At 75.1% G+C, this 7,821-nt stretch carries 7 protein-coding genes; 3 read left to right on the forward strand and 4 right to left on the reverse strand.

The window, feature by feature from the left end; all coding sequences use genetic code 11:
• Positions 1 to 1,137: L-seryl-tRNA(Sec) selenium transferase (gene selA / locus AB0K37_RS38545; RefSeq protein WP_363990168.1), on the reverse strand; the 1,137-nt coding region annotated here is incomplete at its 3' end.
• 102 nt (positions 1,138 to 1,239) lie between these two features.
• Here selA and AB0K37_RS38550 point away from each other — a divergent pair.
• From AB0K37_RS38550 to AB0K37_RS38560, 3 genes are all read left to right on the forward strand, one after another.
• The gene (locus tag AB0K37_RS38550) at positions 1,240 to 1,758 is read left to right on the forward strand and encodes a MarR family transcriptional regulator (RefSeq protein WP_363990171.1); all 519 of its coding nucleotides are present in this window, start codon (positions 1,240 to 1,242) and stop codon (positions 1,756 to 1,758) included.
• A complete protein-coding gene (locus tag AB0K37_RS38555; protein WP_363990174.1) occupies positions 1,755 to 2,597 on the forward strand; it encodes an EamA family transporter in 843 nt (280 codons plus the stop codon). The genes AB0K37_RS38550 and AB0K37_RS38555 overlap by 4 nt, the downstream gene beginning before the upstream one ends.
• A gap of 143 nt (positions 2,598 to 2,740) precedes the next feature.
• A complete protein-coding gene (locus tag AB0K37_RS38560; protein WP_363990177.1) occupies positions 2,741 to 3,979 on the forward strand; it encodes a helix-turn-helix domain-containing protein in 1,239 nt (412 codons plus the stop codon).
• Between the two features lie 16 nt (positions 3,980 to 3,995).
• Here the strand turns inward: AB0K37_RS38560 and AB0K37_RS38565 are convergent, their stop codons facing one another.
• The 3 genes from AB0K37_RS38565 to AB0K37_RS38575 form a co-directional block, all read right to left on the reverse strand.
• On the reverse strand, positions 3,996 to 5,753 hold the full coding sequence (locus tag AB0K37_RS38565) for a fatty acyl-AMP ligase (RefSeq protein ID WP_363990180.1): 1,758 nt from the start codon (positions 5,751 to 5,753) through the stop codon (positions 3,996 to 3,998).
• Positions 5,750 to 6,718 carry an acyl-CoA desaturase gene (locus AB0K37_RS38570; RefSeq protein ID WP_363990183.1) on the reverse strand — a complete coding sequence of 323 codons (969 nt, stop codon included), beginning with the start codon at positions 6,716 to 6,718 and terminating at the stop codon, positions 5,750 to 5,752. Before AB0K37_RS38570 ends, AB0K37_RS38565 begins: the two co-directional genes overlap by 4 nt.
• 104 nt (positions 6,719 to 6,822) lie before the next feature.
• On the reverse strand, positions 6,823 to 7,821 hold a 999-nt coding region (locus AB0K37_RS38575; protein WP_363990186.1), incomplete at its 5' end, for an aminotransferase class I/II-fold pyridoxal phosphate-dependent enzyme.

Below are 7,821 nucleotides of genomic sequence, written 5' to 3' on the forward strand. Positions count from 1 at the left end.
TGGGACGCTCGCTCCCTCCGGCAGGGCCCGCAGCAGCTCGACGGCCCGCCACATCGCGTCCCGGAGCCGGGCGGCGAGCCGCTCGGCCCGTTCCCGCACCGCGCCCGCGTCGGCGTGCAGCGCCTCGGCCGTCGGGGTGAGCGGCCCGCGGAGGGTGGCCTCCAGGGCGGCGAGCGTCAGCTTGTCGACCCGCAGGGCCCGCGCGAGCGGATGACGGGCGAGGCGCCGCACCAGCTCGTCCCTGCCGAGGATCAGCCCGCACTGCGGGCCTCCGAGGAGCTTGTCGCCGCTGGCGGTGACCAGGGCGGCGCCCGCCTTGAGCATGGACTCGGCGTCGGGCTCGTCCGGCAGGAGCGGCTCGGGGGCGAGCAGTCCGGAGCCGATGTCGGCCACGACCGGCACCCCGAGCCCGGCCAGCTCCGCGACGCCCGCGCCGCGCGTGAAGCCGGTCATGCGGAAGTTGGAGGGGTGCACCTTGAGGATGAACCCGGTCTCCTCGCCGACGGCCGCCGCGTAGTCGTCGGGCCCGGTCCGGTTCGTCGTGCCGACCTCTCGCAGCCGGGCGCCGGTCGCGGCGAGCAGTTCGGGGATGCGGAACCCGTCGCCGATCTCCACCATCTCGCCGCGGCTGATGACGATCTCCCGGCCGGGGGCGAGCTCGGCGGCGGCCAGCACCAGCGCCGCCGCTCCGTTGTTGACGACGTGCGCGGCCTCCGCCTGGGGCACCCGCTCCCGCAGCGCCGCGAGGACCGACCGCCCGCGCTTGGCACGCCGGCCGGTCTCCAGGTCGAGTTCGACGTCGGTGGCGCCGGAGGCCACCGCCACGGCCTCGCGGGCCGCCGCCGACAGCGGCGCCCGCCCGAGGTTGGTGTGCAGCAGGACGCCGGTCGCGTTGACCACCGGGCGGAGGCCGGAGGCGCTCGGCGGCAGCGACGCGACGGCGGCGTCGGCCACCGCCTCCGGCGCGATCTCCCCGTCGCGGGCCCGGCGCTGGGCCGCGACGACCGCCGCCTTCACGACGCCGCGCCCGAGGCGCCCCGCCGCACTCGCGAGACGGGGTTCGGCGAGCAGCACGTCCGTTCGGGCGATCCGCCGCCGCTCGTCCTCCATCGCGGCGGGCCCGGCCTCGCGATCCATCAGGCGACCTCCGACATGCAGCGCTACCCCGCCAGCATGGCACGCAAACGGCGCCGCCCCGGGTGAGGGCGCCCCCGCCGCCCCTGCTAACATGCATGACTCATGCATGACAGACTCGCGAACCTGCTGGGCGCCGCCTCGCTGGCGGTGACCGACCTGGTGCTGGCCGGGGCCACCGGCACGGGACGGGTGAGCGCGAGCGGCGCCGCGGCGCTGGTCGTCCTCTCCCACGCGCCCGGCCTCGGCGTCACCGAGCTCGGGCGCCGCGTCGGGCTGACCCAGTCCGCCGCCGCGCGCATGGTGGACGGGCTCCAGGCCGCCGGCCTGGTCCGGCGCCGTCCCGCCGGAGGGCGCGCCGTCCAGGTCCTGCTGACGCCGGAGGGCGAGGAGGCGGCGCGCGCGATGCTGGCCGCGCGGGACGCGCCGCTGGCCGGTGTCCTGGACTTCCTGGACGGCGCCGAGCGCGAGGCGCTCACCGGGCTGCTGGCCAAGCTCCTGGCCCGCCTCTACGAGGAGATCGGCGACTCCGACGTCATCTGCCGCCTCTGCGACCGGGGATGCTGCACGAGCGGCGACGTCTGCCCCGTCGGCCAGGCCGAACGCGACGCGGGACGCGCATGACGGGCGTCCTCCTGGCCCTGACCTCGGCGCTGCTCTACGGGATCGCCGACGTCTGGGGCGGCCTGCTGTCGCGCCGCGCCGACTTCGCCGCCGTCGCGCTGCTCGGCCAGATCGGCGGGCTCGCGTGCGCGGTCGTCGCGGCGGTGGCCGTCCCCGCCCCCGGCGTGGCCGCCGGCGACCTCGCGTGGGGCGCGCTCTCGGGCGCCGGGACGGGCCTCGCGATGGTCTTCCTCTACCGGGGGATCAGCAAGGGGAACCTGAGCATCGTCGTCCCGGTCAGCGCGGTCGGTGGGGTGGCCCTGCCGGTGGTCGTCGGCGTCGCGTTCCTCGGCGACCGCCCCACGGCGGCGGCCTGGCTCGGGATCGGCATCGTGATGCCCGCGCTGTGGCTGGTGTCCCGGTCGCGGTCGGACGAGGGCGGCCGGGTCCGCGCGGCCCTCGGGAACGGGCTCGCCGCGGGCGCCGGGATCGGGGTGCAGTACCTGGCCCTCGCACAGGCGGGGGACGACTCCGGACTCTGGCCCGTCGCGGCGGGACGGGTCGCGGCCGTGCTCGCGATCGCTCCGATGATGCGCTCGCGCGGGCGGCGCCTCCCCGGCGGGACGACGCGGCTGTGGGCGGCGGTGAACGGCGGCCTCGCGGCGGCGGCCCTCGTCTGCTACCTCCTCGCGACCCGGCAGCAGCTCGTCGTCATCGCGGTCGTGCTGTCCTCGCTGTACCCGGTGGTCCCGGTGCTGCTCGGCGTCACGGCGCTGCGCGAGCGCCTGTCGCGGACGCAGGCCGCGGGCCTCGCCGGCGCCGCCGCGGCCGTCGTCCTGCTGACGCTCGCCGCCGGATGAGGACCAATCCTTGTCCGCCGCGACCAGGCGCATCCGTCGGGTGTGACAAGGAATCGGGCGGCCTTGTCACCCATGTGAGTGTCTTGTGTGACGCACGCTCCTTAGCCTGGCGGCCCCAGGTGTCCGCTGACGGAGGTGACACTTTGACGGAGCTGCACGAGAGGTCCGCCCAGGCCGACGATCTGTCAGGGGAACCCTGGCGCGACGTCCCGCGGGACGAGGCGCAGTGGATCCGCCCCCACCTTCCGGCGCTGGTCGACTCCATGGTGGAGGGCGTGCTGCGGAACGTCCCCGAGTACGCCCGCCCCGACGACCCCGTCTACACCGAGGTGATGCGGCTCGCGGCGGCGCAGGCCATGGGGCACTTCGTCCAGATGATCGCCGACCCCGACGCCTCCTTGCAGGAGGTGCACCAGGTCTACTTCGACATCGGGTACGGGGAGGCCGTCGAGGGGCGCGGGCTGGAGCACCTGCAGAACGCGATGCGCGTCGCCTCCAGGACCGCGTGGCGGTACCTGGCGCGTGAGGCCGACCGGCTCAAGAAGCCGCGCGACCTCGCGATCGCGCTCACCGAGGCGAACCTCGCCTACCTGGACCTTCTGGCGTCCGCCGCCGCGCAGGGCTACGCCCGGGCGAGGGAGAAGGCCGCGGGCGAGCGGGAGCAGCGCCGCGGCCGCCTGATGAGCCTGCTGCTGTCGGACCCGGCGGCGCCGCGGGACGTCGTCGCCGAGCAGGCCAACCTCGCCGGCTGGCCGCTGCCCGAACGGGTGGCGGTGATCGTGCTGGAGCCGCGGCCCGGCGCCGGGGAGGGGCCCGCCGGGCTGCCGCCGTCCCTGCTGAGCGGCCTGGACCGCGGCAGGCCGTGCCTGGTGATGCCCGACCCGGACCGCCCCGGCGGCCCCGACCGGCTGACCGCCACCCTCGGCGGCTGGGCGGGCGCGGTCGGGCCCTCGGTGCCGCTGGACCGGGCCGGGGTCTCGCTGCGCTGGGCGCACCGGACGCTCGATTCGATGGAGGCCGGGCGGCTCGCCCGCCAGGGCCCCGGCACGCTCGTCCACGCCGACCGGTACGTGCCCGACCTGCTGCTGGAGGAGGGCTGGACGCTCGCCGAGGCGGCCGCCCGGCGCCGGCTGGCCCCGCTCACCGAGCTCGGCCCGCACCGCGGCGGGCGGCTGGCGGCCACGCTGCTGGAGTGCCTCAAGCACGGCTTCAACGCGACGGACGCCGCGGAGGCGCTGTGCGTGCACCCGCAGACCGTCCGGTACCGGCTGGCGCAGCTGCACGAGATCTTCGACTACGACATCGAGGCCCCCGCGATCCGTCTGGAGCTGATGCTGCTGCTCCCCGTCTGGCTGCGCGGCGCCGGCGGGGAGCACGCGTGAGGGGCGCGGTCCCGGCTCACTCGGGCCGGGGCGCCGCCTCCGCGACCGGGAGCCTCCGGTCCAGGTAGGCCTGCCGGCACGCGGACCGAGCGATCTTCCCGCTGCTGGTGCGCGGCAGGCCGCCGGGCTCGATCAGCACGAAGTCGTGCACGCGCAGGTCGTGCTGCTGCTTCACCGCCGTCCGCACCGCCCGCGCCACCTCCTCCTGGTCGAGGAGGGCGACCGGCACCCGGCGGTTCCGCTCGGCCACCACGACCAGCCCCTCGGTGCCGCCGGTGTCGACCGCCACCGCGCAGGCGTACTCGCGGCGGATCGCCTTGTGCGCGCCGGAGACGGTGAACTCGATGTCCTGCGGGTAGTGGTTGCGCCCGTCCACGATGACCAGGTCCTTGATCCGGCCGGTGACGAACAGCTCCCCGCCGTGCAGGACGCCGAGGTCCCCGGTGCGCAGCCACGGGGAGCGCGGCAGGTCGCCGTGGTCCGCCAGCACCGCCTCGAACGTCTCCCTGGTGGCCTCGGGCCGCCCCCAGTAGCCGGCCGCGACGTTCGGGCCGTGCACCCAGATCTCCCCGACGGCGCCGTCCGCGAGCCGCGCGCCGGTCTCGGGGTCGGCGATGGCGGTGTGCTGCCCGTAGGACGTCCCGCAGGCGATCAGCTGGATCGCGCCGGGCGCGCCGGCGTCGCAGGGCTCGGCGACGCCCCGGCGCAGCCCCTCGTGGTCGAACGCGACGCGGGTCGGCTCCCGGAACCGGGACGAGGCCGACACGTAGACGGTCGCCTCCGCCAGCCCGTACGCGCACACCTGCGCCTCCGGCCGCAGCCCGCAGTCCTTGAACGCCTCGTAGAAGCCGGTGAGCGTGCTCTCCCGGATCGGCTCCGCGCCGTTCATGAACACCTGCACGCCGCTCAGGTCGAGCTTCGCCTTCTCCTCCTCGGTGACCTGCGCGGTGAGGTACTCGTAGGCGAAGTTGGGGCCGCCGGTGAACGCGTGGTCCTGCGCGCTGAGCAGCTCCAGCCAGCGGACGGGGCGCATGACGAACGCCACCGGATCCATGATCACGCCCGGGTTGCCGTACACCAGCGGCAGCGCGACGGTGGTGACCAGGCCCATGTCGTGGAAGACGGGAAGCCAGTTCACGCCGGACGACACGCGCGGGATGCCGTCGAACGTCCGCCACAGCTGCTCGGCGTTCGTCGCGAAGTTCCCGTGCGTGATGATCACGCCCGCGGGGGTGCGGGTCGAGCCGGAGGTGTACTGCAGGTAGGCGACGTCGCCGGGGTCGATCGGCTCGGGCGTCCAGTCGAGCGCCGCGTCCACCTCGTCCGCGACGACGACCTCGGCCGGCCGCCGGACGGATCCGCCCGCGAGGAACGAGCGCACGTGCGGCAGCGACGCGCTCGTGGTGATCACGACGTCGGGCTCGGCGTCCCGGTAGACGGCGAGGAGCCGGTCGCCGTGGCCCGGTAGGTCCGGGGAGAACAGCGGGACGCCGATGACGCGGGCGTACATGGCGCCGAGGAACGCGGTGACGTAGTGCAGGTCCTGCGGGGCGAGCAGCGCGACCCGCCGTCCGGGCTCGGTGGCCCGGCGGATGGCGGCGGCGATGCTGCGGGCGCGCCGGTCCAGCTCGCCCCAGGTCACGTCGGTCGCGACGCCGTCCGGGTCCGTCGTGTAGTCCATGAACGTGTAGGCGCGGTCGCCGGGGAAGTCCTTGGCGAACCGGGCGAGCCGCTCGATCAGCGGCGTGCGGTCGAGCGGGGGGAGGTCGGTCATGCTCGCTCTCCGGTGCTGGGGGCGGTCACGCGGCGGGCGGCGAGGCGCTCGTGGTCGGGCCAGCGGACGTCCCAGACCCAGCCGAGCCTCTCGAACACCCAGATGACGCGGGCGCTGATGTCGATCTGGCCCTTGAGGACGCCGTGCCGCGCGCAGGTCGGGTCGGCGTGGTGCAGGTTGTGCCAGGACTCCCCGAACGACGGGATCGCCAGCCACCACACGTTGCGGGCCCGGTCGCGCGTCCTGAAGTCCTCCTTGCCGAACACGTGGCAGATCGAGTTGATCGAGAACGTGATGTGGTCGCCGACGAAGACGCGCATCACCCCGCCCCAGAACAGCGCGGTGACGGCGCCGTGCCACGACCAGGTGAGCAGCGCGCCCAGCCCCATCGGGACGAGGAACGTCGACAGCACGATCAGGGCGTACACGGGGTCGAGGGACAGGAACCGGATGTCCCGGTCCTTGAGCAGGTCGGGCGCGTACTTACTGCGGGAGGTGCGCTCCTTGCCGAACAGCCAGCCCATGTGCGCGTGGTAGAGGCCCTTCGTGAGGCCCCACACGCCGGGTCCGTACGCCCAGGGCGAGTGAGGGTCGCCCTCCTGGTCGGCGTACTTGTGGTGGCGGCGGTGGTCGGCGACCCAGCGGACCACCGAGCCGTGCATGGCCTGCCCGCCGAGGATCGCGAGGGCGATCCGCAGCCACCGCTTGGCCTTGAAGCCGCCGTGGGTGAAGTGCCGGTGGTAGCCGACGGTGATCCCGATCGCGTTCAGCGGATACAGGAACGCGAAGATGGCCATGTCGGTCCAGCCGATCCCCCAGCCCCACAGGAAGGGGACGGCGCACAGCAGCCCGATGATGGGCCCGACCACGAACACCACGACCGCGACGCGCTCGGGGAACGGGACGGTGCCGGACAGGTCCGGCTGCGGGGTGCGGCTGCCGACGTCGGCGACGCCCGCTGTCATGTCACGACTCCTTCGATTCCGGGTTGCGACGACTGTGTCGCACCCGGCGCGACGCGCGGAATGAAGTCGTGTCACATGCCGGGGCGCCGCACTTAGCACTCAACTCAAGATCTGAGGATGTCGGCCACGTCCCGGATCCCGTCCCGGATCGCGCTCTCGGCGAGGTCGCCGAAGCCGAGGACGAGCCGCGGCGGATCGGCCGCGCCGGACGCCCGGTAGGTGCTCATCCCGTACAGGCCGACCGACCGCCTGCGCGCCTCGGCGACGACGCGCCGCTCGTCCGTCCCGCCGGGCAGGTGGGCGACGGCGTGGAAGCCGGCGGCCAGCCCGGTCAGCCGCACGGCGGGAGCGTGCTCGGCGAGGGCCGCCACGAGCGCCGCGCGGCGGCCCGCGTAGACGGGCCGCATCCGGCGCAGGTGCCGCCCGTAGCGGCCGGACTCGACGAGCGCGGCGAGCGCGAGCTGGTCGAGCACGGGCGAGCCGCGGTCGGCGAGCCGCTTCTCCTCCGCCACCGCGCGGGTCAGCGCGGGCGGGCACAGGATCCAGCCGAGCCGCACGGCCGGGGCCAGCGACTTGCTGACCGTCCCGAGGCCGATGACCCGGCCCGGCGCGAGCCCCTGCACCGACCCCACGGGCTCCCGGTCGTAGCGGAACTCGGCGTCGTAGTCGTCCTCGACGACGACCCCGTCCCGCTCGCACGCCCAGTCGGCGAGGGCGCGGCGCCGCTCGGGGGCCAGCACGACGCCGGTCGGCCACTGGTGCGCCGGGGTGACGACGACCGCGCGGGCGCCGCTCGCGTCGAGCGCGTCCACGTCGAGCCCGAGATCGTCCACCGGGACGGGCACCGCCTCGATCCCGGCGCGCTCCGCGGCGGCCATGGTGGCGCCGTCTCCGTAGCCGGGATCCTCGAACGCCACGCGGCGCACGCCCCGGCGGGCCAGAACGTGCAGGACGATGCCGAGCCCCTGGGCGAAGCCGCCGCAGACGACGATGTCCTCGGCCTCGGCTCCCTTCGCCGCCTTCGTGCCGCCGGACGGGTCGGTCGAGATCACGTTGCCCCGCGGCACGGTGTCGTTCGAATCGACCCGCTTGTCGACCTCGAA

The organism is Actinomadura sp. NPDC049753, from assembly GCF_040674655.1.
Lineage (GTDB): Bacteria > Actinomycetota > Actinomycetes > Streptosporangiales > Streptosporangiaceae > Spirillospora > Spirillospora verrucosospora.

Excerpts from the sequence above, each read along its gene's own strand:
- AB0K37_RS38550 (WP_363990171.1), top strand. The coding sequence starts at position 1,240 with ATGCATGACAGACTCGCGAACCTGCTGGGCGCCGCCTCGCTGGCGGTG.
- AB0K37_RS38555 (WP_363990174.1), top strand. The coding sequence starts at position 1,755 with ATGACGGGCGTCCTCCTGGCCCTGACCTCGGCGCTGCTCTACGGGATC.
- AB0K37_RS38570 (WP_363990183.1), bottom strand. The coding sequence starts at position 6,718 with ATGACAGCGGGCGTCGCCGACGTCGGCAGCCGCACCCCGCAGCCGGAC.
- AB0K37_RS38565 (WP_363990180.1), bottom strand. The coding sequence starts at position 5,753 with ATGACCGACCTCCCCCCGCTCGACCGCACGCCGCTGATCGAGCGGCTC.